The organism is Streptomyces sp. WP-1, from assembly GCF_030450125.1.
Lineage (GTDB): Bacteria > Actinomycetota > Actinomycetes > Streptomycetales > Streptomycetaceae > Streptomyces > Streptomyces incarnatus.
Genome location: NZ_CP123923.1, coordinates 4,013,950 through 4,038,981, shown reverse-complemented (window position 1 = coordinate 4,038,981; position 25,032 = coordinate 4,013,950). Strand labels below are relative to the sequence as shown.

General features: G+C 71.4%; 26 protein-coding genes. 20 read left to right on the top strand and 6 right to left on the bottom strand.

What is annotated here, in order from left to right:
• Positions 1 to 436: 436 nt before the first annotated feature.
• The 10 genes from QHG49_RS17515 (at position 437) to QHG49_RS17470 (ending at position 9,378) form a co-directional block, all read left to right on the top strand.
• Positions 437 to 1,219 (top strand): alpha/beta fold hydrolase, encoded by a 783-nt coding sequence (locus tag QHG49_RS17515; protein ID WP_167532368.1) that lies wholly within the window; start codon positions 437 to 439, stop codon positions 1,217 to 1,219.
• Complete coding sequence (locus QHG49_RS17510; RefSeq protein ID WP_301490273.1) at positions 1,216 to 2,787, top strand: amino acid adenylation domain-containing protein; 1,572 nt, start codon at positions 1,216 to 1,218, stop codon at positions 2,785 to 2,787. Before QHG49_RS17515 ends, QHG49_RS17510 begins: the two co-directional genes overlap by 4 nt.
• Positions 2,784 to 3,047 (top strand): acyl carrier protein, encoded by a 264-nt coding sequence (locus tag QHG49_RS17505; RefSeq protein ID WP_159703115.1) that lies wholly within the window; start codon positions 2,784 to 2,786, stop codon positions 3,045 to 3,047. The genes QHG49_RS17510 and QHG49_RS17505 overlap by 4 nt, the downstream gene beginning before the upstream one ends.
• A complete protein-coding gene (locus QHG49_RS17500) occupies positions 3,044 to 4,204 on the top strand; it encodes an acyl-CoA dehydrogenase family protein (protein ID WP_301490272.1) in 1,161 nt (386 codons plus the stop codon). Before QHG49_RS17505 ends, QHG49_RS17500 begins: the two co-directional genes overlap by 4 nt.
• Before the next feature lie 235 nt (positions 4,205 to 4,439).
• On the top strand, positions 4,440 to 5,630 hold the full coding sequence (locus tag QHG49_RS17495) for an acyl-CoA dehydrogenase family protein (protein WP_145488845.1): 1,191 nt from the start codon (positions 4,440 to 4,442) through the stop codon (positions 5,628 to 5,630).
• Entirely contained in the window at positions 5,624 to 6,157 is a 534-nt protein-coding gene (locus QHG49_RS17490) for a flavin reductase family protein (protein ID WP_159703121.1), read from the top strand. The genes QHG49_RS17495 and QHG49_RS17490 overlap by 7 nt, the downstream gene beginning before the upstream one ends.
• 57 nt (positions 6,158 to 6,214) lie before the next feature.
• Complete coding sequence (gene panD / locus QHG49_RS17485; RefSeq protein WP_145488848.1) at positions 6,215 to 6,631, top strand: aspartate 1-decarboxylase; 417 nt, start codon at positions 6,215 to 6,217, stop codon at positions 6,629 to 6,631.
• 31 nt (positions 6,632 to 6,662) lie between these two features.
• Complete coding sequence (locus QHG49_RS17480) at positions 6,663 to 7,397, top strand: SDR family NAD(P)-dependent oxidoreductase (RefSeq protein ID WP_301490271.1); 735 nt, start codon at positions 6,663 to 6,665, stop codon at positions 7,395 to 7,397.
• Between the two features lie 65 nt (positions 7,398 to 7,462).
• On the top strand, positions 7,463 to 8,275 hold the full coding sequence (locus QHG49_RS17475; RefSeq protein ID WP_301490270.1) for a phytanoyl-CoA dioxygenase family protein: 813 nt from the start codon (positions 7,463 to 7,465) through the stop codon (positions 8,273 to 8,275).
• On the top strand, positions 8,272 to 9,378 hold the full coding sequence (locus QHG49_RS17470) for an alcohol dehydrogenase catalytic domain-containing protein (RefSeq protein ID WP_301490269.1): 1,107 nt from the start codon (positions 8,272 to 8,274) through the stop codon (positions 9,376 to 9,378). Before QHG49_RS17475 ends, QHG49_RS17470 begins: the two co-directional genes overlap by 4 nt.
• A gap of 140 nt (positions 9,379 to 9,518) precedes the next feature.
• On the opposite strand, the gene QHG49_RS17465 is transcribed toward QHG49_RS17470, so the two are convergent.
• Positions 9,519 to 10,340 (bottom strand): helix-turn-helix domain-containing protein, encoded by an 822-nt coding sequence (locus tag QHG49_RS17465; RefSeq protein ID WP_159703130.1) that lies wholly within the window; start codon positions 10,338 to 10,340, stop codon positions 9,519 to 9,521.
• Positions 10,341 to 10,470: 130 nt separating this feature from the next.
• Between QHG49_RS17465 and QHG49_RS17460 the strand changes: the two genes are divergently transcribed.
• Together QHG49_RS17460 and QHG49_RS17455 are read left to right on the top strand one after the other, a co-directional pair.
• Positions 10,471 to 11,685 carry an MFS transporter gene (locus QHG49_RS17460; protein WP_301490266.1) on the top strand — a complete coding sequence of 405 codons (1,215 nt, stop codon included), beginning with the start codon at positions 10,471 to 10,473 and terminating at the stop codon, positions 11,683 to 11,685.
• Positions 11,686 to 11,806: 121 nt separating this feature from the next.
• On the top strand, positions 11,807 to 12,481 hold the full coding sequence (locus QHG49_RS17455) for a beta/gamma crystallin domain-containing protein (protein WP_301490264.1): 675 nt from the start codon (positions 11,807 to 11,809) through the stop codon (positions 12,479 to 12,481).
• A 150-nt stretch (positions 12,482 to 12,631) separates the two neighbouring features.
• On the opposite strand, the gene QHG49_RS17450 is transcribed toward QHG49_RS17455, so the two are convergent.
• Positions 12,632 to 13,279: a DUF5324 family protein gene (locus tag QHG49_RS17450; protein ID WP_145488859.1), complete on the bottom strand. Its 648-nt coding sequence runs from the start codon at positions 13,277 to 13,279 to the stop codon at positions 12,632 to 12,634.
• A gap of 202 nt (positions 13,280 to 13,481) precedes the next feature.
• Here QHG49_RS17450 and QHG49_RS17445 point away from each other — a divergent pair, with 202 nt between their 5' ends.
• Together QHG49_RS17445 and QHG49_RS17440 are read left to right on the top strand one after the other, a co-directional pair.
• Positions 13,482 to 14,012, top strand: a complete 531-nt coding sequence (locus QHG49_RS17445) for a peptidylprolyl isomerase (RefSeq protein ID WP_145488860.1) — start codon at positions 13,482 to 13,484, stop codon at positions 14,010 to 14,012.
• Between the two features lie 95 nt (positions 14,013 to 14,107).
• The gene (locus tag QHG49_RS17440; RefSeq protein ID WP_301490261.1) at positions 14,108 to 15,025 is read left to right on the top strand and encodes a rhomboid family intramembrane serine protease; all 918 of its coding nucleotides are present in this window, start codon (positions 14,108 to 14,110) and stop codon (positions 15,023 to 15,025) included.
• A 235-nt stretch (positions 15,026 to 15,260) separates the two neighbouring features.
• Here QHG49_RS17440 and crgA read toward each other — a convergent pair whose 3' ends face one another.
• A complete protein-coding gene (gene crgA / locus QHG49_RS17435) occupies positions 15,261 to 15,515 on the bottom strand; it encodes a cell division protein CrgA (RefSeq protein WP_046423655.1) in 255 nt (84 codons plus the stop codon).
• A gap of 151 nt (positions 15,516 to 15,666) precedes the next feature.
• On the opposite strand from crgA, the gene QHG49_RS17430 reads away from it, so the two are divergent.
• The 6 genes from QHG49_RS17430 to QHG49_RS17405 all read left to right on the top strand — a co-directional run bounded on the left by QHG49_RS17430 (position 15,667) and on the right by QHG49_RS17405 (position 19,844).
• A complete protein-coding gene (locus QHG49_RS17430) occupies positions 15,667 to 16,455 on the top strand; it encodes a DUF881 domain-containing protein (RefSeq protein ID WP_145488863.1) in 789 nt (262 codons plus the stop codon).
• A 21-nt stretch (positions 16,456 to 16,476) separates the two neighbouring features.
• Positions 16,477 to 17,175: a class E sortase gene (locus QHG49_RS17425; protein ID WP_301490260.1), complete on the top strand. Its 699-nt coding sequence runs from the start codon at positions 16,477 to 16,479 to the stop codon at positions 17,173 to 17,175.
• Positions 17,176 to 17,236: 61 nt separating this feature from the next.
• Positions 17,237 to 17,398, top strand: coding sequence for a hypothetical protein (locus QHG49_RS17420; protein ID WP_046423650.1), 162 nt, complete (start codon positions 17,237 to 17,239; stop codon positions 17,396 to 17,398).
• A complete protein-coding gene (locus tag QHG49_RS17415; RefSeq protein WP_086809121.1) occupies positions 17,395 to 18,033 on the top strand; it encodes an aminodeoxychorismate/anthranilate synthase component II in 639 nt (212 codons plus the stop codon). The genes QHG49_RS17420 and QHG49_RS17415 overlap by 4 nt, the downstream gene beginning before the upstream one ends.
• The gene (locus tag QHG49_RS17410; protein ID WP_370530478.1) at positions 18,030 to 19,082 is read left to right on the top strand and encodes a class E sortase; all 1,053 of its coding nucleotides are present in this window, start codon (positions 18,030 to 18,032) and stop codon (positions 19,080 to 19,082) included. Before QHG49_RS17415 ends, QHG49_RS17410 begins: the two co-directional genes overlap by 4 nt.
• 15 nt (positions 19,083 to 19,097) lie before the next feature.
• The gene (locus tag QHG49_RS17405; protein WP_159703151.1) at positions 19,098 to 19,844 is read left to right on the top strand and encodes a class E sortase; all 747 of its coding nucleotides are present in this window, start codon (positions 19,098 to 19,100) and stop codon (positions 19,842 to 19,844) included.
• 73 nt (positions 19,845 to 19,917) lie between these two features.
• On the opposite strand, the gene pknB is transcribed toward QHG49_RS17405, so the two are convergent.
• The 3 genes from pknB to QHG49_RS17390 all read right to left on the bottom strand — a co-directional run bounded on the left by pknB (position 19,918) and on the right by QHG49_RS17390 (position 25,013).
• Positions 19,918 to 21,906, bottom strand: a complete 1,989-nt coding sequence (gene pknB / locus QHG49_RS17400; RefSeq protein ID WP_145488871.1) for a Stk1 family PASTA domain-containing Ser/Thr kinase — start codon at positions 21,904 to 21,906, stop codon at positions 19,918 to 19,920.
• A 195-nt stretch (positions 21,907 to 22,101) separates the two neighbouring features.
• Positions 22,102 to 23,577 carry a penicillin-binding protein 2 gene (locus QHG49_RS17395; protein WP_159703154.1) on the bottom strand — a complete coding sequence of 492 codons (1,476 nt, stop codon included), beginning with the start codon at positions 23,575 to 23,577 and terminating at the stop codon, positions 22,102 to 22,104.
• Positions 23,574 to 25,013: an FtsW/RodA/SpoVE family cell cycle protein gene (locus QHG49_RS17390; protein ID WP_159703157.1), complete on the bottom strand. Its 1,440-nt coding sequence runs from the start codon at positions 25,011 to 25,013 to the stop codon at positions 23,574 to 23,576. The genes QHG49_RS17395 and QHG49_RS17390 overlap by 4 nt, the downstream gene beginning before the upstream one ends.
• Positions 25,014 to 25,032: the final 19 nt, after the last annotated feature.

Here is a 25,032-nt window from a genome sequence, read left to right as displayed (position 1 = left end):
GGGTTGATATGCGAGGAGCGTTCGTGCGCGCCGTGGACCGGCCTGGCACAGGAACGTCAAAGAGAAGGTAAAGCGACGCGTGGCCGACCGGACTGTCCGAATGGTGTCCGTGGCCCGAAATACGCTTCTTTGCGGCCCTTGAGGCCCTTTCCAGCAACAGTTCTCGGCCGCGCGGCCCATCGGTGGCGTGGAACGTCCGCATGGGCATTCCGGCGTCAATCGATGCGTCGGCCGGCCGTCATGCGCTGTGCCGGGCCGTGCCAATTTTTCACTGCCGTTCAGGCAGTTATCACCTTCATTGTCTCCGCTGCCGAGTTTTCCGGTGCGCCGATCGAATTTTCCCTGCCCTGTCGCAGGTCTTCGTGATGCGCCGCCCCCCTGGGCTCTACGGGAATTCTCGTTCTGCTGCCGTAGATCACTGAGAAGGATTTTCGCTGTGCCTGTAATCGATACGAGCAATGGTCCGCTCGAACACGTCCTCATCGACGGCGACCCGGACCTCGCGCCCCTGGTCTTCCTGCACGGCGGACTCGGCTGCCTCGCGGCCTGGGGCCGCTTCCCCGCCCTGCTGGCCGAGGCCACCGGGCGCCGCGCCCTGGTCTACTCCCGCCACGGCAGCGGCGGCAGCGGCCCCGACCCGCTGCCCCGCACCCCCCGCTATATGCACGAGCACGCACAGACCGTGCTGCCCGAACTGCTGGACGCGCTGGACCTGCGCCGCCCCGTCCTGGTCGGCCACAGCGACGGCGCCTCCATCTCCCTGCTGCACGCCTCGGCGCACCCCGTCGAAGCGGTCGTCGGGATGGGCCCGCACATGTACTTCGAGGACGCGAACCGCGTCGGCATCGAGAACGCCCGCGCCGCCTACGAGGCCGGTCCGCTCGCCCGCAAGATGGCCATGGTGCACGACGACCCGCAGGGCGTCTTCGACCGCTGGAGCGGCGTCTGGCTGTCGCCCGCCTTCCGCGACTGGTCCATCGAGGACGACCTCGACATCACCGCCCCGGTGCTGATGATCCAGGGCGACGCGGACGAGTACGGCTCCATGGCCCAGGTCGACGCCGTCGAGCGCGCGGTCGGCGGCCCGTTCCGGCGGCTGGTGCCCGAGGGCTGCGACCACTACCCCCACCTGGTGTGCCCGGACCTGGTCGTCGAGACCGTCCGCGGCTTCCTCGCCGAGCACACCGAGGCCGCCCGGCCCGCGGAGGCCGCCCGATGACCACGGGAACACCGGTACGCCTCGACGCCCTGCTGGCCCGCTCCGCGCGCGTCCACCCCGACCGCCCCGCCCTGGAGGGGGCCGGCGAGCAGTGGTCGTACGCCCGGCTCGACCGCGCCGTCGACGCGTTGGCGCACCGGCTGCTCGCCACCGGTGTGGCCCCGGGCGACCGGATCGGTGTCTACGCGCCCAAGACTCCGGCCACGGTCATCGCCCTGTACGCGGTGCTGCGGGCCGGTGCGGTCGCCGCGCCCCTCGACACGGCCGACCCGCCGGAACGTACCGCCCGCATGATCCGCAACGCCGGGCTGTCCCTGCTGCTGACCTGCGACCGCGCCCTGGCCGGGGCCCACCGCGCCGCCGCCCGCGCCCGCGACGGCGTGCCGGCCGGCGAGACCCCCTTCGAGCACGGGCTGCACGGGCTGCGGATCCTCGGCGCGCACGAGCGGCCCGCGCCGCTGCCCCCGCCCACCGACGCCGGCGGCTACATCCTCTTCACCTCGGGCAGCACCGGCTGGCCCAAGGGCGTGCTGCTGTCGCACGAGAACGTCGCGCACTACGCGCTGTGGGCCGCCGGGGAGTTCGGCCTCACCCCCGAGGACCGGATCGGCTCGCAGGCCGCCCTCACCTTCGACCTGACGACCTTCGACCTGTTCAGCGCCGCCGCCGCGGGGGCCTGCACGGTGCTGATGCCGGACGTGCTGCGGGCCTTCCCGCGTGATGTCGTCGGCTGGCTGACCGAGCAGCGCATCACCGCCTTCATGGCGGTGCCGTCCCTGTACCACAACATGCTCCAGCAGGGTGGCATCGCCGACGCCCCGCCGCCCGCCCTGCGGATCGCGGCCTTCGGCGGCGAGGCGTTCGCGCCCGAACTGCTGGAACGGTATCTGCGGGCGCTGGACGGGGTGCCCTTCTACAACCTGTACGGGCCCACCGAGACGAACGCCTGCACCTACCACCGGGTGCCGGCCGACTGGACCGCGGACCGGGAACTGCCCATCGGGCGCGGCATCGGCGGTGTCCACATCGAGGTGCTCGATGCGGCGGGCCGGCCCACCGACGGCGAGGGCGAGATCCACATCGCCGGGCCGGTCGTCTTCCAGGGGTATCTGCGCGGCGGCGCGCCCGACGACCCCACCGTCACCGTCACCTGCCGGGACGGCGTGGCCCGCCGGGCCTACCCCAGCGGCGACATCGGCCGGATCACCGCCGACGGCGTGGTCTTCCTGCGTGGAAGGCGCGACAACCAGGTCAAGCGGCGGGGCCACCGCATCGACCTGATGGACGTCGAGAACGCCGTCCTGGAGCTGCCGCACGTGGCCACCGCCGCGGTCGTCGCCAAGGAAGGCCCCCACGCGGGCCAGATCTGGGCCTACGCGCAGACCGACGCGTCCGAGCGGGAGGTCCTGGCCGCCCTGCGCGACGTACTGCCCAAGCGGATGCTCCCCGACCGCGTCGTCCCGCTCACCGCTCTGCCCACCACCAGCAGCGGCAAGGTCGACCGCCGCGCCCTCGGCGCCGCCGACCACACCGCCGCCCCCGCGCTCCTGGAGGAGATCACCGCATGAACAGCGTCGAAGAACTCTGCACCCTCATCGGCAGCCGCATCACCTGGGGACGCGGCCAGGACGCCCGGTCCCTCGACGCCGACACCCCGCTGCTGGAGATGGGGCTCGTGGACTCGCTGGCGATCATGGAGATCGTCACCGCGCTGCACAAGGAAGCCGGCATCGCGCTGCCCGACACCGAGATCGTCGCTGCCAACTTCCGCAGCCCCAAGGCACTTTGGGCGGCCATCGAGAACCTCTCCGGCGAGGGCCGCAAGTGAGTGCGGCGGCCCTCGCGGCACTGCGCACCGGGGCGCCGGAGACCGAACGGCTCGTCGACAGCTGCCGCGACCTCGCCGTACCGGTCGTCGAGCGGATCGCGGACGAGGACTTCACCGCCCAGTGGGGGGCCATGGCCGACCTCGGTGTGCTCCGGCTCGCCGGGCCGCAAGCCCCGGCGCCGGGCCCGGTCAGCCGCTCGCTCGCCATGATCGAGGGCATCGGTCTCGCCGGTGCCGATCCGGGACTGGTCTACGCGCTGGCCTCGCAGCTCTTCGGGATGCAGTTCCCGCTGCGGGACGCCCTCGGCGCGGACGCCTGGCGCCCGGTCGCCGACGTCCAGGAGGGCGGGAAGCTGCTGTGCCACGCGCTGACCGAACGCGGCGGCGGCAGCGACCCGTTCTCCATGCGCACCCGGGCCCGGCGCGAGGGCGACGGCTTCGTGCTGGACGGCGCCAAGACGTTCATCACCGCCGCGCCCGTGGCCGACTGGGCGATCGTCTTCGCCCGCACCACCGAGGGGCGCTCGCCGTTCGCGCTGTCCGCGTTCCTCTTCCCGCTCGACCTGCCGGGGATCCGCCGGGGCGAGACCTTCGCCAAGACCGCGCTGCCCACCGTGCCGATGGGTGAACTCCTCTTCGAGGACGTCCGGTTGCCGGGCAGCGCGCTGCTCGGCGAGGAGGGCTCCGGCCTCGCGGTGATGGCCTCCACCACCGCCTGGGAACGCTCCGTCATCCTCGGCTACGCCCTCGGCCCGATGCAGCGCCTGCTGGCCCGCACCGCCGACTGGGCCGCCGGCCGCGAGCACTTCGGCCGCCGGATGGGGGCGAGCCACCAGGTCGCCGCCCGGATCAGCGACATGGCCATGGCCCTGCACCGCTCCCGCGTCCAGCTCTACGCGATGGCCGCCCGGCTCGACGCCGGTGTCCCCGCGCGGCAGCTGGCGACCGAGGCGGCCCTCACCAAGATCTCCGTCTCCGAGGACTACGTACGGATGACCGAGCACGCCGCCGCGCTGTCCGGCGTCCGTGCCTTCCTCCCCGGCTTCGACCTCGCCGCCGACCTGGCCGGCCCCATGGCGGCCCTCACCTACGCCGGTCCGAACGACCTGCTGCGGGTGGGCGTCGCACGGCAACTGGGTCTGCCGGTCGAGAACTGACCGGCCGAGACCGTCCGGGCGAGATCCGTCCGGGCGAGATCCGTCCGGGCGAGATCCGATCGGCCGAGATCCGATCGGCCGAGATCCGATCGGCCGAGACCGGCCGTACGAGATCCGACCGGGCCAGATCCGACCGTACGAGATCCGACCAGACCAGGTTCGACCGTACGGGATCCGACCGTCGAGACCGACCGGCAGAGACCCGACAGGCCGACCACCGACCCGAAGGACTTCGATGACGCCCCCAACCCCACTCGACAGCCTGCTCAAACTCGCGGCACGCACCGGTGAGCGGATCGCCCCGCTCGCGGCCGCCACCGACGCCGGACACGACAACGGCCACGAGGCCTACCGCGTCCTGCGCGAGTCCGGACTGCTCGCCCTGCTCGTGCCGCACGAGGCGGGCGGCGCCGGCCTGGGCTTCGGCGACTACTGGCGGGTGCTGGCCGAACTCGGCGCGCACCACGGCGCCGCCGCCCTCGGCCTCAACATGCACCACGTCGTCATCGGCGCGCTCGCCGACGCCGCCGGCACCCGGCTGCCCCCGGCCGCCGAGACGTTCCGCGCCTGGATGCTGGAGGAGGTCGTAGGCGGCCGCAAGCTGTTCGCCTCCGCCACCTCCGAGGCCGGACGCGGCGCCAAACTCCGCGGGATGCGGACCCGCTACCGGCTGTCCGACGACGGCACGCACTACATCCTCAACGGCACCAAGCACTTCGTGTCGCTGGCCGGCGCCGCCGACTACTACGTCGTCGCGGCGGCCGCCGACAACGGCGACGAGGAGACCGGCGAGGCCTCGCACTTCGTCGTCGCCGCCGACGACCCCGGCGTCAGCTTCGGCACCGCGCACCACATGTCGGCGATGTACGGCACCAGCACCGCCCCGATGACGCTGGACGAGGTCCGGGTGCCCCGCTCCCGCCTCTACCTCGGCGTCGAGGGCATGTCCCTGTTCAAGGTCGTCCGCGAACCGCACTGGATGATCGCCGGCTACACGGGCGCCTACCTCGGGATCGCCGAGGCCCTCTTCCGGCACACCGTCGACCATGTCACCGCCTCCCCCGCCCGCGCCGACTCACCCGTCGTCCAGCAGGAGCTGGGCCGGATGTCCGCCCGGCTGCGGGCCGCCCGCGCCCTGGTGCACGAGGCCGGTGACCTCGTCACCGCCGAACGCGGCAGCCTGGAGGCCAATGCCATGGTGCACGCCGCCAAGTACGTGGTCGGCGAGGTCGGGCCGCGGCTCGCCCAGGACGCGCTCAGGCTGTGCGGCTCGGCCGCGGTCAGCCGCAGCCATCCGCTGGAACGGCTGATCCGCGAGGCCCAGTTCGCCCACGTGATGCCGGCCAAGCCACAGGAATGCCTGGAATACCTGGGCAAGGCCGCGGTCGGCGTCAACCTCTACGACGCCCGGGCGTTCGCATGGTGACCCCCGTCCAGGACGACCGCGCCGTCACCGACCGCGCCGTCACCCACGACGCCTTCCGGGCCCTGATGGGCTCCCACCCCAGCGGCGTCGCCGTCATCACCACCGCCGACGCGCAGGGCGTGCCGTACGGCTTCACCTGCACCGCCCTGTGCTCGCTCTCCCTCGCCCCGCCGCAACTGCTGGTCTGCGCGGGCAACAACGGGAGCACCCTGCCGGTCCTCACCGCACGCGGTGCCTTCACCGTCAACTTCCTGCACGGCAGCGGGCGGCGCGCCGCCGAGGCGTTCGCCGGACCGGCCGCCGACCGGTTCCGCACCGTCCCGTGGCGGCCCGCGCCCGCCACGGGCCTGCCGGCGCTGACCGAGGACGCGCACGCCACCGCCGAGTGCCGGGTCGCCCGGCTCGTCCCGGCCGGCGACCACACCGTCGTGATCGGCGAGGTGCTGGACATCCAGACCCACGCCCCGGCCGCCGAAGAGCCGCCGCTGCTGTACGGCAGGCGCCGCTACGCCACCTGGCCGGCCTGACCGGGCCCCGCGCCACCGGCCGCCCCGCACCCACCCCCCCCAATCCGAGGAGTCCGCATGTACCGCACCCTGATGAAGTCGAAGATCCACCGCGCCACCGTCACCCAGGCCGACCTGCACTATGTCGGCTCGGTGACCGTCGACGCCGACCTCATGAAGGCCGCCGACCTGATGGCGGGCGAGAAGGTCGACATCGTCGACATCGACAACGGCGCCCGGCTGTCCACGTACGTCATCGAGGGCCCCGCCGGCTCCGGCGTCATCGGGATCAACGGCGCCGCCGCCCGCCTCATCAGCCCCGGCGACCTCGTCATCCTCATCGCCTACGCCTCCATGACGGACGCCGAGGCCGCCGCCCTCGTCCCGCACGTCGTCTTCGTCGACGAGCACAACGCCATCTCCGCCGTGGGCGGCGACCCGGCCGAGGTGCCCGAGGGCTCGGGCCTCAAGCGCGGCGACCTCGTCGCCGGCTGATGGCCGGCGCGCGCCCCGCGAAGGGGACACCATGACGATCTCCGTGGTGAGCGGCGGCACCCGCGGCATCGGGCGGGCACTGAGCCTGCGGCTCGCGTCCCTCGGCCACCGGGTGATCGCCCTCTACCGTGGCGACGAAGCCGCCGCACAGGACATCGCCAAGGCGGGCGAGGGCCGGATCGAGCCGCTGCGCTGCGATCTCACCCGGCCCGCGGAGATCCGGACCGTCTGCGAGCGGATCACCGGCACGTACGGCCCGCCGTCCGTGCTGGTCAACAACGCCGGGGTGAACCGCGACCGGCCGTTCTCCTCGATGACCGCCGAGGACTGGGACACGGTGCTGGCCACCAACCTCTCCGGTCCCTTCCACCTCACCAGCGCGCTGGCGCCCGCGATGCTCCGGGCGGGCGGCGGCAGCATCGTCAACGTCGCCTCCACCACGGCGATCCGGCCCCGCCGCGACGGCGCCAACTACTGCGCGAGCAAGGCGGGCCTGCTCCAGCTCACCAAGTGCCTGGCCCTCGAACTCGCCCCGCACATCCGGGTGAACGCCCTGCTGCCCGGATTCACCGACACCGAAGAGGTCACCGAGCGCTACCGCCTCGACGACCCGGAGCGGCTGGCCGCCGTCCTGGACACCATCCCCGGTGGCCGGCTCGGCACGGCCGAGGACATGGCCGACGCCCTCGAATTCCTGGTGACCGCGCGCGGCGGCTACGTCACCGGACAGCAACTGATCGTCGACGGCGGCCACTTCATGGGCTGACTCCCCGCCCCGCCCGGCCCGACGGATTCCCCACCTCTTCCCTCACCTCTCAGGAGAAGATGCGCATGCGACTGACCCAGCACCAGGCCGACCAGTACCACGAGCAGGGTTTCCTGCTGCTCGACTCGCTCCTCGCACCGCGGGAGGTGGAGTCGCTGCGCGCCGCCTTCGAGCGCGACGCGCGGACGCCCGGCCCGCAGGTGGTGACCGAGGACGGCGGCACCCAGGTGCGCGCGGTGTACTCCTCGCACCAGCGGCAGCCCGAGTACGCCGGTCTGATCCGCGACCCGCGCCTGCTGGAGCCCGTGCAGCAGCTGCTCACCGAGGACGTCTACGTCTACCAGTTCAAGATCAACGCCAAGCCGGCGTTCGGCGGCGACAAGTGGGCCTGGCACCAGGACTTCCTCGCCTGGCGGCTCGCCGACAACCTGCCCGCGCCGCGCCAGGTCAACATCGGTGTCTTCCTCGACGACGTGAACGAGTTCAACGGCCCGGTCATCTTCCTGCCCGGCTCGCACCGCGACGGGCTCGTCCACGAGGGCCGCTCCGCCGCCGCCCGCTCCGAGCAGCACCTCGACCCCGACGACATCTCGCTGTCACCGCGCCAGCTCGCCGAGCACGTCGACCGGCACGGCATGACCAGCCCCAAGGGCCCGGCCGGCTCCGTGGTGCTGTTCTCCCCGGAGATCGTGCACGGTTCGTCGCCCAACATGTCGCCGTACGCCCGCCGGCTGCTGATCGTCACCTACAACGACGTCGCCAACCCGCCGCGGCCCACGAGCGAGCCCCGCCCGGACTACGTGGTGTGCCGCGACACCGAGCCGCTGCGTCCGCTGGCCGCGCCGTTCTCCCGGACCCTGAGCGCGGTGACGGCATGAGCGGGCGCACCGGACGCGCGGTCGTCCTGGAGGAGTTCGGAGAGCCGCTGCGGCTGCGGGAGTTCCCGCTGCCCGCGGCGCCCGCCGGCGGCATGGTCGTCGCCTGCGGGTACGGCGGTGTCTGCGGCACGGACCTGCATCTGCGCGAGGGCCACCTGGACATCCCCGTCCCGCTCGTCCTCGGCCACGAAGGGCTCGGCGTCGTACAGGAGCTGGGCGAGGGCAGCCACCAGGACGCCACCGGGGCGCCGCTCGCGGCCGGCGACACGGTGATGTGGGCCTCCTCCATCGCCTGCGGTGTCTGCCCGCCCTGCCGACTGCACCGCGAGCCGACCCTGTGCGAGCGGCGCCGCACCTACGGCGTCAACCGGGCCCTCGCCGACGGCCCGGAACTCTCCGGGGCGTGGGCCGACCACATCGTGCTGCGACCCGGCACCACCGTGATCAAGGTGCCGGACGGCACCGACCCGCTCGCCGCCATGTCGCTGGCCTGCGCCGGGCCCACCGTGGCGCACGCGCTGTACGAGAGGCGGCCGGTGCGGCTGGGCGAGACCGTGGTGGTGCAGGGCAGCGGCCCGGTCGGGCTGGCGGCGGCCGCGTTCGCGCAACTGGCCGGTGCCGCCAAGGTCGTGATCGTCGGCGGCCCGGCCGCCCGGCTGGAACGGGCCGCCGCGGCCGGCATCGGTGACGTCCATCTGGACATCGCCGGCGCCGCCGACCCCGCCGAGGTCCTGCGGGCGGCACGGGCCGCGGTCGGCGGGGACGGCGCCGATCTGGTGATCGAGTGCGCGGGCGTCCCGGCCGCCGTCGGACAGGGCCTCACCCTGGCCCGCCGGGGCGGCAGTTACCTGGTCATCGGCCAGTACACCGACGCCGGGGACACCCTGATCAACCCGCACCAGATCGTCCACCGGCAGCTCGACGTCGTCGGCTCCTGGGCGTTCACCGGCGCCCATCTCGTCGAGTACGTCCGCCTGTTGCCCGCCCTCACCGGCCGGTTCGACCTCGCGAGCCTGGTGACGCCGTTCCCGCTGGAGCACCACGCCGACGCACTCGCCGCGGTCGCCGACGGATCGGTGATGAAGGCGGTGCTCACGTCCTGACGAGGACGGTGTTCCCGCCCTGACGAGGTCGGTGTTCCCGCCCTGACGAGGTCGGTGCCCACGTCCCGACCCCTCCCACCCGCCGTTCACCGTCCCCGGCCGCCCCGCGCGGTGCGCCGGGGGCGGTGAGCGGCGCCGGTTCACCCCGTGAGCGTCTCCAGCGCCTCCTTCGTCGCCCGGTCGTCGGGCAGGTAGGCCAGCAGGTGGTGGCCCGGCTCGTCCACCGCGGCGAGCTTCACGTACCGCAGCCGCAGATCCCCGGCCACCGGGTGCCGGAAATGGCGTACGGCGGGATGGAACGCCGAGGTCTCCCGGCGGCCGTACCAGCGGGCCGCGTCCGGGTCGGCCAGCAGTTCCTCGGTGATCTCCGCGTACCGGCCGTCCTCCGGGTGCCGGGCGGCCTTCGCCCGGAACTGGCCGAGCAGGCTCCGCGCCTCCTGCTCCCAGCTGGCCAGCAGCGTCCGGCTCGGCGGCCAGCGGAACACCAGCCACAGCAGATTGCGCTGCTTGGGCGCCAGCCGCGCCAGATCGGTGAGCAGCGCCGTGTACCCCGCGTTCCAGGCGAGCAGGTCCCAGTGCGGGTCGAGCACCGCGGCCGGGTTCGGCGCCAGCGACTCCACCAGCGACAGCAGATTCCGCGACACCCAGCCGGGCGGCCGCTCGGCCGGCCCCGTGTGCTCCACGAACGACAGCACGTGCGCGGTCTCGTCCGCGTTCAGCCGCAGCGCCCGCGCCACGGACCGCAGCACCTGTTCCGAGGTGCGCACCCGGCCCTGCTCCAGCCACGCGTACCAGGACCGGCTGACCCCGGCCAGGGCGGCGACCTCCTCGCGCCGCAGCCCCGGCGTACGGCGCCGCGGCGAGCCGGGCAGCCCCACGTCGGCGGGCTGCAGCCGCTCGCGGCGGGAGCGCAGGAAGGCGCCCAGTTCCCGGCGTGGTCCGTCGGGTCCGCTGCCGTGCACGCCCCCGCACCTCCCCACGCCGCTCCCAGGCTGTGAGTAAGGGTAATCGGCTACGGGGTCGTCCCGGCCGGCCGCGGTGGTGAGCTGGATCTTGTCCGATCACACCGGCAGGCACGACACAAGGAGTCTCATGGAGACCGCCGATTCACCCCGCACCCCCACCCGCCCCGCGCCCCCTGCCGCCGGCGACCCGGCCGCGCGGGCGATACCCGCCGCCTCGTTACGCCTGCTGCGCACGGCCGGTTTCGTCAGCAACTTCGACCGCTTCTGCATCACCCCGATGCTGCTGCTCATCGGCACCCAGCTCGGTGTCCCGCTGACCACGGCGATGCTCGCCGCCAGCGGCTACTTCCTCGCCTACGGCCTGATGCAGCCGGTCTGGGGCCTGGCGAGCGACCGGCTCGGCCGGGTGCGGGTCATGCGGATCTCGCTGGTCGGGGCCGCCGCCGCCGCGCTGCTGTCGGTGCTCGCACCCGACGCGACGGTGCTGATCGTGGCCCGCGTCGCGGCCGGCGCGTGCTTCGCCGCGTCCATCGCCGCGTCCATCACGTACGTCGGGGACACCGTGCCCGCCGCGGTACGCCAGCGCCCGCTGAGCGAGCTGATGACCGCGTTCGCGCTGGGCACCGCCGTGGCCACCGTCGTCGCCGGGGCGCTCGCGCACTACGTCAGCTGGCGGCTGGTCTTCGCCCTCCCCGGCGTGATCGCCGCCTACCTGGTCCTCGCCCTGCGCCGGCTGCCGGAACCGCCGCGAGCGGTGCCCGGTGCGCTGCTCGCCCCGTTCAAGGTGGTGCTGAACTCGCGCTGGCAGTGGTTCGTCATGGCCGTCGCGATGCTCGAAGGGGCCGTCCTGCTGGGCTTCCTGACGTACATCGCGCCCGCGCTGGAGGCCCGGGGCGCCTCGGCGACGCTGGCCGGGGCGGTGTCCGCGCTGTACGGCGTGGGGTCGATGTCGGCGGCGCAGATCGTCAAGCGGCTGGTCGGGCGCTGGACGCCGGTACGGCTGATCGTGGTCGGCGGGGTGCAGATGGCGGTGGCGTTCGGCCTGGCCGCGGCCAGCCTGTCGGTGCCGGCGCTGGTGGGATGCGCTCTGCTGCTCGGCGGCGGCTGGTCCTTCATGCACTCCACGATCCAGTCCTGGGCCACCGCCCTGTCCCCGGCCGCCCGTGCCACCGGCGTCGCGATGTTCGGCGTGGCCCTCTACGTCGGCAGCGCCCTGGCCAGCGCCCTCGCCGCCGGGGCCGCGGAACGCCACGCCTACCAGGGCATGTTCCTGACGGCCGCGATCCTCAGCGTCCCGCTGACCGTGGCCGCCGCCGTGGGCCGCGCAAAGTACCGGAACTGACCGGGACGCGCACGCCGGGTTCCGCCGACCGGGGGGCTTTGCGGGGGCGGCGCGGGGTGTCGGCCGGTGGGCGGTGCCGGACATCCCTTAGCAAGAGGTCGTGAGATTTTCTTCGGATGCGATGAGACCACGACTGCGGGGCCGCGTCGGTGCCGTGCTGACGGCGCTGCTGGCGGCCCTGTTCGCCGCCCTCCGCCCGGCCGGTCTCGCCGCCCTGTCCGTGCGTGCCGTCGCACCGGCCCGGGACACCGGCCGCCGGGGGCGGCGGGAACACTCCCTCGGGACCGGCGGCGGCACCGGCGGCGGCGCATCGACCGGAGCGTTCCCGCCCGGCCGGCGCGTCCTCGCCTCGCCGCCCCGGTCACGGTCGCCGTCGGGCGGGACACCGGTCCCGAGGCGCGCCGGATCACCGCGCGCCCTCGCACGGGAGGAACCGCGCATGAGGAAGTGGCGAGGGGCTTTCGTCGCCGTGGCGTCGACGGCCGCACTGCTGGCCGGGGTCGTGCCCGCGCACGCGACGAACGAGGTCAATGTCTTCGACTGCCAGGCCGACTTCGGCAGCCAGTACTTTCACCTGGGCATCCGCAACCCCAACGGCACCGGCACCACCCGGTGCTTCGCCAACGCGGGCGACCTGGACATCGGGCAGGGCGGGGTCGAGCAGTTCAGCAGCGGGAACAACGCGGGCTGGTTCGACTACGAGCCGGGCGACGGCTATGTCTACCGGCACTCGTTCGGCAAGGGCGAGTCCACGTACCAGGCGTACGGCTACGTGACCCACCTGCACATCAACTGACCCGTCGCGGCGGATGTTTCACGTGAAACGGGCCCCCTCCGGCGGAAGAAGCCCGTTTCCGGGTGAACACCCAGGGCTGCTCAGGACTGCCCAGGACTGCTCCGGACTACTAAGGGCTGCCCAGGACTGCTCCGGACTACTAAGGGCTGCTCAGGGCTGCTCCTCGTCGCCGCTGCCGTCCACCGAGCCGAGACCGCCCGGCTCGGGGACCTCCGTCGCGGCCGGCGGCTCGACCAGCCATTCGGGGTTGGCCTGGCGCTCCCACCACTTCCACGCCGCGAAGGCACCGCCCGCGACCAGCGCCGCCAGTCCCACCATCTTCGCGGCGCGGCCGGCCCGGCACCTGCGCGCGTTGCGCCGGGCGAGCTTCTGGATGTCGCGCGCGGAGACCTGGCCGCGCAGCGCGACCAGCGCGGCGGCGCCCCGGGCCGCGGCCTCGTCCGCCACCGGTCCGGCGGCGGCCACCGCCTGCTCGATCCGGGGGCGGGAGTACTCGGCCGCCTGCCGGGCTGCCTTGCGGGTGCGGCAGGCCGCCTCCTGCGCGGCGAGGTCCACCTTCGGTGGGACATAGGTGCGCCGGGCGTGTTCCAGGCGCGGGGCCAGCTGGGCGTTGTACTGCGCGCGCGCCTGCTCTGCGGCCCCCGACACCACGGGCGCGAGCCGTACGCGTGCCTCCTGCGCGTAGAACGCGGCACGCTCCTTGGCCGTGTCGGCGTAGGGCGCCACCACGTCCGCGGCGTGCAGCACGCTGTCCTTCGCCGAGCCGGTCGCGGCGCGCACGCTGTCAATGCGGGTCACGGGTTTCCTCCTCGTCGGTGGCGTACGCAATTCGACTTTCCACCCTTTTACGGATCATGCCTGCCAACGGTCCTCGCGGCATGCGCGGACGGGCATATGGGTGCCGCGATCTCCTTCGGTCGGCCGACTGGCGCCGCCCGTACCCACCCATGCGAGGATCGGAGGTCACAGGAAGACGACAGAAGACGACGGAAGGCAGATCGTGGCTGAGGAGCTTTACGCCACCCTGAAGACCAACCACGGCGACATCGAGGTCCGGCTGTTCCCGAACCACGCGCCGAAGACGGTCAAGAACTTTGTCGAGCTGGCCAAGGGCGAGCGCGAGTGGACCCACCCGGCGTCCGGCAAGAAGAGCAACGACCCGCTGTACGACGGCACGGTCTTCCACCGTGTCATCAGCGGCTTCATGATCCAGGGCGGCGACCCGCTGGGCTCCGGTATCGGCGGCCCGGGCTACAAGTTCGGGGACGAGTTCCACCCCGACCTGTCCTTCAACAAGCCCTACCTGCTGGCCATGGCCAACGCCGGTCCGGGCACCAACGGCTCGCAGTTCTTCATCACCGTGGCGCCGACCAGCTGGCTGACCGGCAAGCACACCATCTTCGGCGAGGTCACCGACCCGGCCAGCCAGAAGGTCGTGGACGAGATCGCGGCCGTGAAGACCGGTCGCAACGACCGTCCGGCCCAGGACGTCGTGATCGAGTCGGTCGTCGTCGAGACCCGCGAGAGCTGACACCACGCCCCACGGGGAACCAAACGCCCCGCTCGTCCGTAAGGATGGGCGGGGCGGGGTATGTGCCGGGGGAGTGCCAGAGGAGCGAGGGGATCATGGACCACGTCGTAAGCAGCGCGCCGGACGCCCGGAGCGTGCCCGTGTGCTACCGGCACCCGGACCGTGAGACCGGGGTGCGCTGCACCCGCTGTGAGCGTCCCATCTGCCCCGAGTGCATGGTCAGCGCCTCCGTCGGTTTCCAGTGCCCCGAGTGCGTCCACGGGGGCGGTCCCGCCCACCAGCACACGCCGGGCGGTGGCGCCGGACGCACCATGGCCGCGGCCCGCCCGCGCACCGTGGCGGGCGGCACCGTGACGGCCGACCCCCGGCTGCTCACCAAGGTGCTGATCGGGATCAACATCGCCCTGTTCCTGGTGCAGCTGGCTGTCGGCGAGGGCTTCACCCAGCGCTTCGAGGTGATCGGGCAGGCGTACACGCCCCTGATCCCGGGGGTGCAGGGCATCGCCCAGGGCCAGTACTACCGCCTGCTGACCGCGATGTTCCTGCATGCCGGGTTCACGCATCTGCTGTTCAACATGCTCAGCCTGTGGTGGATCGGCGGCCCCCTGGAGGCGGCGCTCGGCCGCGCCCGCTATCTCGCCCTGTACGCCGTCTCGGGCCTCGCGGGCAGCGCCCTCACCTATCTGCTCGCCGCCCCGAACGCGCCCTCGCTCGGCGCCTCCGGAGCGATCTTCGGCCTCTTCGGCGCCACCGGCGTGCTGATGCGGCGGCTCAACTACGACATGCGGCCGCTGTTCGCGCTGCTGGTGATCAACCTGATCATCACCTTCACCCCGGGCTTCAACATCGCCTGGCAGGCACATGTCGGCGGCCTGGTGGCGGGCGTCGTCACCGGTTACGCGATGGTGCACGCCCCGCGCCGCCACCGGGCGCTCGTCCAGTACGGCACCTGTGCGCTGGTGTTCGTGGTGGTGGCCGTTCTCACCCTGGTCAGGACGGCTCAGCTCACCTGATACCGAACCGTTGTCCACAGCGGGTGGCGGATCTTGTGCACACCGTGCGGTATCAACTGCGCGAGTTACCGCTCGGATGTGTTTTCGCAGGTCGACTGGGGTGCGAACTAATGTGTGGCAACCGGTACGGCAGTCGTACCGGCGTCAACGCTCGATGAGTTATCCACAGATCGTAGTCTTTTCCCCAGGGGGTTGTGGAAATCCTCGGGCCTGTGGATAACTCAGCGGAGCCGTGCTACTTCCACTGCGTGGAGACGCCGAACCCGGCGGCGATGAAGCCGAAGCCGACCACGATGTTCCAGTTGTCCAGCGCGTCGATGGGCAGCGAGCCGTCGGTCACATAGAAGACGACGATCCAGGCCAGGCCGATGACGAACATGGCCAGCATGACCGGGGCGACCCAGCCGTGGCTGTTCAGCTTGATCGCCGCGGCCTGCTTCGCCGGCGGCGGCGTGAAGTCGGCCTTCTTGCGGATACGTGACTTCGGCACGAGGGTCTCTCCTGTCGATGCGCTGCGTGGCCGCGCAGGTAACTGGTCGGGCTCGGGCAGCGTACAAGTGGCCAACATGACGACTCTGTGTGCTCCCCCGGGCGTCCGTTAGCGTAGTGCTTCCGTGGCGCCGAAGGAGAGCAAGGGTACGTTGAGCAATTCTGCCGACTCCCCCGGTACGGGAGCAATGGGTTCCGGCCCCCGTCGCGGGCCGCGGGTGCGCCCGGTGCGGATGCTCACCGCGGCCGTCTTCGCGCTCGCCGGCCTGATCTTCTTCACCAGCTTCGACACGGCCAAGGGCACCGACATCCGTCAGGACGGCTCCCTGCTGAAACTGTCCGACCTGATCCAGCAGCGCAGCCGCAAGAACAAGGACCTCGACGAGTCCAACGCCTCCCTGCGCGACGGCGTGGAGTCGCTGGCGAAGAGCGACGGCGGCAGCACCAAGGCCCAGGACCGGCGGCTGACCGGCCTGGAGAAGAGCGCGGGCACCCAGGAACTCACCGGCAGGGCCGTCACCGTCACCCTGAACGACGCCCCGCCCAACGCCACCGCCAAGCTCCCCGGCTACCCCCCGCCGCAGCCCGACTACCTGGTCATCCACCAGCAGGACCTCCAGGCCGTGGTGAACGCCCTGTGGCAGGGCGGCGCCAAGGGCATCAAGGTCATGGACCAGCGGCTGATCTCCACCAGCGCGGTCCGCTGCGTCGGCAACACGCTGATCCTCCAGGGCCGCGTCTACTCACCGCCGTACAAGATCACGGCGATCGGGGACCCGGGGCGGCTCCAGCAGGCGCTCGCGGACAGCAAGGCGATTCAGACCTACATGGTCTACGTCAACGTCTACGGCCTCGGCTGGAAAGTCGCCGACGACGGCACGGTGACTCTTCCGGGTTACTCCGGCACAGTGGACCTGCACTACGCGAAGCCCGTGCAGTAGCCGCCCGCCCAGGAGCCGCCGGTGCGCCTGATCGTGAGGACTCTCAGCGAGCTGTGCGTCACCGTGGGCACCCTGATCGTGCTCTTCGTCGCCTACGTCCTCTTCTGGACCGGCGTACGGGCCGACGGCGCCATGGCCGGCCAGATCGACCAGCTGCACCGGCAGTGGTCCACGGGCAGCGTGCCGGCCGCGACGGCCACCGCCGCTCCGGGCGACCCCGCCGCCGCGCCCCCGCCCCCGGCGCCGTACCGCTACGGCAAGCCCTTCGCGATCATGTACATCCCCCGGCTCGGTTCCACGTGGAACAAGCCCGTCCTCGAAGGCACCGGCCGGGACGTGCTGGCGAAGGGGCTCGCGCACTACAGCGGCACCGCCCGGCTCGGCCAGGTGGGCAATTTCGCGGTGGCCGGGCACCGGCGCACGTACGGCGATCCGCTCGAGGACTTCCCCCGGCTGCGGCCCGGGGACGCGGTGGTGCTCACCGACGGAACCACCTGGTTCACGTATCGGATCGACAAAGGGCCCTACAAAACCGTCCCGACCGACATCGGCGTCATCGACCCTGTGCCACGGAAGTCCGGCTACCCGCGTCCGGGCCGCTATCTGACGCTGACCACGTGCGATCCCGAATGGGGCCACAGTCACCGGCTGATCGTCTGGGCGCATCTGGACTCCACCCGGCCTGTGGAGTCAGGCGAACCGGACGCGCTGCGCCGCTAGTCTGGTGACGTACGGCGTGTGTCTGGTGCCGTAGGGATACGGAAGGGACGGCAAGGACGGCATGTACGGCTGGTTCTGGCGGCATCTGCCGGGAAACGTGTGGGTGAAGTTGCTGGTCTCCGTCGTCCTGGTCCTGGCGGTGGTCTACGTCCTGTTCCAGTACGTCTTCCCGTGGGCCGAGCCGCTGCTGCCCTTCAACGATGTGACGGTGGACAACCAGTGAGTGCGCGCATTCTCGTCGTGGACAACTACGACAGCTTCGTCTTCAACCTCGTCCAGTACCTGTACCAGCTGGGCGCCGAGTGCGAGGTGCTGCGCAACGACGAGGTGTCGACCGCGCACGCGCAGGACGGCTTCGACGGCGTCCTGCTCTCACCCGGGCCCGGCACCCCCGAGCAGGCCGGGGTCTGCGTGGAGATGGTCCGGCACTGCGCGGCCACCGGGGTGCCGGTCTTCGGCGTGTGCCTGGGCATGCAGTCGATGCAGGTGGCGTACGGCGGCGTGGTGGACCGGGCGCCCGAGCTGCTGCACGGCAAGACCTCCCCGGTCGAGCACGAGGGCAAGGGCGTCTTCGCCGGGCTGCCCTCCCCCTTCATCGCGACCCGCTACCACTCCCTGGCCGCCGAGCCCGCGACGGTCCCGGCCGAGCTGGAGGTCACGGCCCGCACCCACGACGGCATCATCATGGGCCTGCGCCACCGTGAACTGCCCGTCGAGGGTGTGCAGTTCCACCCGGAGTCGGTGCTGACCGAGCACGGCCACCGGATGCTGGCCAACTGGCTGGCGGAGTGCGGCGACCAGGGTGCCGTGGCGAGGTCGGCGGGGCTCGCCCCGGTGGTGGGCAGGGCCACGGCGTGACCGCCCTGCGCCCCGAGCGCGAGGACTTGTACGGCGACGGGGAACCGTACGAGTCCCGCGGCGGTGCGCCCGACGAAGCTCCCTTCGACGCGGAGACGATGGCCCTGCGGGTCGCCGAACCGCCGTCCACGGGCCCCACAGGGGCCTCTGGAGCCCCAGCGGCCCCCTCCGGCCCCGCACCCGCCCCCGGTGGCCGCGCGGCCCGCAGAAAGGCGGCCAAGCGGCGCGGCGGGCGCCGGGAGCGGCCGGCCCCGGACGCCGCTTCCGGGAGGTCCGCCGCCGCGCCCGCGCCGACGGCGTCCCCCGCCCGGACCGAGGACGATCCGGACCGCCCGCCGACCCGGGTCGAGGCCCGGCGGCGGGCACGGCTGGCCAAGCCGGGGCCCGGGGTGGTCGCGAGCCGCGCGATCGGTGAGGTGTTCATCACCACCGGCGTGCTGATGCTGCTGTTCGTCACCTACCAGCTGTGGTGGACCAACGTCCGCGCGCACGCGCAGGCCGGCAGCGAGGCCCATCAGCTCCAGGACGACTGGGCGAACGGCAAGCGCAACCCGGGGGTCTTCGCGCCCGGGCAGGGCTTCGCCATCCTGCACATCCCCAAGCTGGACGTGGTGGCGCCGATCGCGGAGGGCGTCAGCACCACCCGGGTCCTCGACAAGGGCATGGTCGGGCACTACGGCGAGGCGCCGCTGAAGACGGCGATGCCGGACGCCAAGACCGGTAATTTCGGGCTCGCGGCGCACCGCAACACCCACGGCGAGCCGTTCCGCTACATCAACAGGCTCACCCCCGGCGACCCCGTGGTGGTCGAGACCCAGGACACGTACTTCGTCTACAAGGTGACGTCGACCCTCCCGGTCACCTCGCCGTCCAACACCAGCGTGCTGGACCCGATCCCGAAGGGCTCGGGCTTCACCAAGCCCGGCCGCTACATCACCCTGACCACCTGTACACCCGAGTTCACCAGCAAGTACCGGCTGATCGTCTGGGGCAAGATGGTCGAGGTACGCCCCCGCAGCAAGGGCAAGCCGGACGCGCTCATCGAGTAAGGGCTAGGAACCACTGTGGCAGCGACCGCCGACGAGACCGAAGAACACACTGCCGCGCCCGACCCGGAGCCCGCCGGGCGGCGACGTCCGGGCAGGATCGCGCAGGCCGTCAGCGTCTTCGGTGAACTGCTCATCACCGTGGGCGTGCTGCTCGGCCTCTTCGTCGTCTACTCGCTGTGGTGGACGAACGTGCTGGCGGACCGCAAGGCCGACAAGGAGGCCGACAAGGTGCGCGAGCACTGGGCGCAGAGCACGGACGCGCCCGGCGCGCTGGACACCAAGGACGGCGTCGGCTTCCTGCACGTGCCCGCGATGGAGAACGGCTCGGTCCTGGTCGAGAAGGGCACCAGCACCGACGTCCTCAACAACGGTGTGGCCGGCTACTACACCGACCCGGTCAAGGCGATGCTCCCGACGACCGGCAAGAAGGGGAACTTCACCCTGGCCGCCCACCGCGACGGCCACGGCGCGAAGTTCCACAACATCGACAAGCTGAAGAAGGGCGACCCGATCGTCTTCGAGACCCGGGACGACTGGTACGTCTACAAGGTCTCCTCGATCCTCCCGGAGACCTCGAAGTACGACGTCGGCGTCGTCGACGCGGTCCCCAAGGAGTCCGGCTGGAAGAAGCCCGGCCACTACATCACGCTGACCACCTGCACCCCCGTCTACACCTCCCGCTACCGCTACATCGTGTGGGGCGAACTGGTCCGGGTCCAGAAGGTCGACAGCAGGCGGACGCCCCCGGCGGAGCTGCGCTGAGTGCTCCGCCGGGAACGCGCGTGGGCCCCTGCCGGAGTCTTCCGGCAGGGGCCCACGCGCTCGTACGACCGTGTCAGCCGTCCATGCCTCCGAAGAGGTTGCCGCCGCCGTCGTCACCGTTGTTGCCCTGGTTGCCCCCGCCGATGGTGGTCACATCGATGGACTGACCCTGGTCGACCTGGGTGCCGGGCGCCGGGTTCGAGTTGATGACCAGCGCGTTGTCGTCGTTCGCGCCCGTGACGTTGCCGAGCGACAGGCCCGCCTGGGCGAGCATCTGCTTCACCTGGCCGAGCTTCTTGCCCTGGATGCCCGGGACCTGGACCTGACCGCTCTGCGCCTTGCCGACGTTGACCGCGATCGGCGTGTTCTTGGCGACCTGCTGGCCGGCCGGCGGGTTGATCGACAGGACCTTGCCGTCGTCGTCCGCGTTGTCGGTCGGCTGGTCGTTGCAGGTCGGCACCAGGCCCATGCCCTGGAGCTCGGCCTTGGCGTCGTCACAGGACTTGCCGACGACATCGCCCGGGATGGTCACCTTCTCCTCCGCCTTGGCGACGGTGAGGGTGATCGTGGTGCCCTTCTGCTTCGCCGTTCCGCCCTGCGGGTCCTGGTCGGTGACCACACCCGGCGGCTGGGTCGACACCACGTCCTTGCGGTCGACGTCGAAGCCCTTGTCCTTGAGCTGGGCCTCGGCCTTGTCGAACTGGATGCCGCGGACGTCCGGCACGTCCACCTTGGGGGCGCCCGTGGAGATCACCAGGCCGACGGTGGTGTTCTTGTCGACCTTCGCGCCCTTCGCCGGATCCTGCGAGCACACCATGCCCTTGGGCTGGTCCTCGCAGGCCTTGCGGCCGGAGACGGTGACCTTCAGATCGACGTTCGCGGCGGTGTCGCGGGCGTCCTTCTCGGACAGGCCGACGAAGTTGGGCACCAAGGGCTTGTCGTCCACGCCGTGCCCGCTGAACGCGTACTTGCCGATCAGGATGGCGCCGATCAGCACCAGGACACCGGCGACGATCAGCAGGATCGTGGAGGTGTTCGACTTCTTCGGCTGCTGGCGGCGCCGGTCGGGGCGGTCGTCGTAGCCGAAGCCGTCGTCGCCGTTCATCGGCGGGAGCATGGCCGTGGCGGCCGCGGGCGACTCCGGGCGCAGCGCGGTGGTCGCCTGCTCGTCGCCGTAGCCGGCGTAACCGACCGCGCCCAGCGCGGCGGTGGCGCCGACCGGCTGGCCGTCCAGGCACGCCTCGATGTCGGCCCGCATCTCGTCGGCCGACTGATAGCGGTAGTTCGGGTCCTTGACCAGCGCCTTGAGGACGATCGCGTCCATCTCGGGGGTGATCTCGGGGTCGAAGACGGAGGGCGCCTGGGGCTCCTCGCGGACGTGCTGGTAGGCCACGGCCACCGGGGAGTCGCCGACGAAGGGCGGCCGGACCGTCAGCAGCTCGTAGAGGAGGCAGCCCGTGGAGTACAGGTCGGAGCGGGCGTCGACCTGCTCGCCCTTGGCCTGCTCGGGGGAGAGGTACTGGGCCGTGCCGATGACCGCCGCGGTCTGCGTCATCGTCATGCCGGAGTCGCCCATCGCACGGGCGATGCCGAAGTCCATGACCTTGACCTGACCGCCCCGGGTCAGCATGACGTTGGCCGGCTTGATGTCGCGGTGGACGATGCCGTTGCGGTGGGCGTACTCCAGGCCCTGGAGGATGCCGATGGTCATCTCCATGGCGCGCTCCGGCAGCAGCTTGCGGCCGGAGTGCAGCAGCTCACGCAGGGTGGAACCGTCGACGTACTCCATCACGATGTACGGGATGGAGACCCCGTCGATGTAGTCCTCACCCGTGTCGTAGACCGCGACGATCGCGGGATGGTTGAGCGAGGCGGCCGACTGGGCCTCCCGGCGGAACCGGGCCTGGAAGGACGGGTCGCGCGCGAGGTCGACGCGCAGCGTCTTCACCGCCACCGTGCGGCCGAGCCGGGTGTCATGCGCGAGGTGGACCTCCGCCATGCCACCACGGCCGAGCACGTGGCCCAGCTCGTACCGGCCGCCGAGGCGACGCGGCTCTTCCATAGCTACCTACCAGCCCTCTCCGTCGGTCCCGGCCGTCACATCGCTGCGCGCCGGGGCTGCCGTCCGGGCCTACGGTACCCGGCTCCCTTTGTATGACCTGGACAAGCCCGGATCCCGATATCGGACCGGTATCGCAACGTGCGTCCTTATGAAGCTGATGTGATGGTCGTCACTTCCGGTTGTCACTTCCGGTCGTCACTTCTTGGAGTTGATGACCGCCTCCATCACCTTCTTCGCGATCGGCGCGGCCAGGCCGCCGCCGGAGATGTCGTCGCGGTTGGCGTGCTCGTCCTCGACGACCACGGCCACGGCCACCGGGGAGCTGCCGTCGGGGAGCCTGGCGTAGGAGATGAACCAGGCGTACGGGTTGGCGCTGTTGGCCACACCGTGCTGGGCGGTACCGGTCTTGCCGCCGACCTTGATGCCGGGGATCCGGGCGTTGGTACCGGTGCCCTTGTCGACCACGGTCTCCATCATCGACTGCAGGAGCTGCGCGTTCTGCGCGGACAGCGGCCGGCTCATCTCCTGCGGCTTGGTCTTCTCCACCGGGTCGAGGTTGGAGGCCTCCAGCTCGTCCACCATGTACGGCTTCATCAGCCTGCCGTCGTCGGCGACCGCCGAGGCGACCATGGCCATCTGGAGCGGGGTCGCGGCGGTGTTGTACTGGCCGATGGAGGACAGCGCGGTCTGCGAGGCGTTCATCTTGTCCGAGAACACCGAGGCGTTGGAGCGGACCGGGGTGAACTGCTGCGCGTCGAAGCCGAACTTCTTCGCCTCCGCCAGCATCTTGGCGTTGCCGAGGTCGGCGCCGATCTTGCCGAAGACGGTGTTGCAGGAGTACTGGAGCGCGACCCGCATCGGCGCGTCCTTGCAGGGCAGGTTGCCCTCGTTGTTCAGCGGGGTCGTGGTGCCCGGCATGATGTACGGCAGCGGCGAGTTGGTCTTCTGGTCGGGCGAGGTGTACAGGCCGTTCTCCAGCGCCGCCGCCGCGGTGACCACCTTGAAGGTGGAGCCCGGCGGGTAGGTCTCGCGCAGCGCCCGGTTGAGCATCGGGTCGGCCGGGTCGTTCTCCTTCAGGAGCTTGTTCCTGGCCTTGGCGTCGGCGTCGGTGTTCCCCGCGAAGGACGAGGGGTCGTACGACGGGTACGAGGCCAGCGCCAGGATCTTGCCGGTGGCCGGGTCGAGCGCGGCGACCGCGCCCTTGCCGCCGACCGCCTTCAGACCGTTGTACGCGGCCTTCTGCGCGGCGCCGTTGAGCGTGGTGACGACATTGCCGCCCTGCTTCGGCTTGCCCGTGATCATGTCCAGGGTGTTGCGGAAGAAGAGCCGGTCGTCGTTGCCGGTGAGGATGCCGTCGTCCAGGTTCTCCAGCTGGGTGCCGCCGAAGGCCTGGGAGGAGAAGCCGGTCACCGGGGCCCACATGGGCCCGTTCTTGTAGGTGCGCTTGTACTTGAAGTCGCCGTGCTTGACCTCGGTCGAGCCGGTCACCGGGTTGCCGTCCACGATGATGTCGCCGCGCGGCGCGGAGTAGCGCTCGATGGCGACCCGCCGGTTGAGCGGGTCGGTGCGCAGGCTGTCGGCCTTGACGTACTGGAGGTAGTTGTCGCGGACGAGCAGGGCCAGCACGAGCAGGCCGCAGAAGATCGCGATCCGGCGCAGGGGCTTGTTCATGACGGGCGGACCACCTGGGTCATCTCGGCGTCGGGGTTGGCTGCGGGGGCGGGTGCCGGGCGGCGTGCGGTGTCGCTGATGCGGATCAGGACGCCGATGAGCGCCCAGTTGGCGATCACGGACGAACCGCCGTACGCGAGGAACGGCATGGTCATACCGGTCAGCGGGATGAGGCCCATCACACCGCCGGCCACGACGAAGACCTGGAGCGCGAAGGCGCCCGAGAGGCCGATGGCGAGCAGCTTGCCGAACGGGTCGCGGGCGGCGAGGGCGGTGCGCACGCCGCGCTCCGCGATCAGGCCGTAGATCAGCAGGATCGCCATGAGGCCGGCCAGGCCCAGCTCCTCGCCGAAGGTGGCGAGGATGAAGTCGGAGTTGGCGGCGAACTTGATCAGCTCGGAGTGGCCCTGGCCCCAGCCGGTGCCGAGGGTGCCGCCGGAGCCGAACGCCCACAGCGCCTGCATGGCCTGCTCGGAGTGGCCGCCGACGCCCTGCTGGGAGAGCTTGTACTCCTTCAGCGGGTCGAGCCATGCCTGCACACGCATCTTGACGTGCGGCTCGAAGCTCGCCACGCCGACGGCGCCGGCCGCGGACATCAGCAGACCGAAGACGATCCAGCTGGTCCGCTCGGTGGCGACGTACAGCATGATCACGAACATGCCGAAGAACAGCAGCGACGTACCGAGGTCGGTCTCGAAGACCAGGATCAGGATGGACATCGCCCAGACCACGAGGATCGGCCCGAGGTCGCGGCCGCGCGGCAGGTAGAGGCCCATGACCCGGCGGCTGGCGAGGGCCAGCGCGTCGCGCTTCACCATCAGATAGCCGGCGAAGAAGATCGCCAGCACGATCTTGGCGAACTCACCGGGCTGGATGGTGAAACCGCCGACGGAGATCCAGATCTTGGCGCCGTAGACGTTCAGGCCGAGGCCCGGGACCAGCGGGAGCAGCAGCAGGAGCAGCGCGCACATCATGGAGATGTAGGTGTAGCGCTGGAACGTGCGGTGGTCCTTGAGGAAGTACAGCACCGCCACGAACAGGGCGATGCCCATCGCCGTGTACATGAGCTGGTTGGTCGCCTTGCCGCCCGCGACATGGATCTGCTGGAGCGCCTTGGACTGGTCCAGGCGCCAGATGCAGACCAGGCCGAGCCCGTTGAGCAGGGTGGACAGCGGCAGCAGCAGCGGGTCGGCGTACGGGGCGAACTTCCGTACGACGAGATGGGCCACGCCGGCCAGCAGGCCGAGGCCCAGGCCGTAGCTCAGCAGCCCGGCGGGCACCTGGTTGTCGATGGCCAGGCCCACGTTGGCGTAGGCGAACACCGGGATCAGCACCGCGAAGACCAGCAGGGCCAGTTCGGTGTTGCGGCGGCTCGGCGCGCCGATCGCGCCGATGGTGGACGTGTGGTGCGTCGGCGAGTTAGTCGTACTGCTCATCGTGTGACAGGGCCTCTCA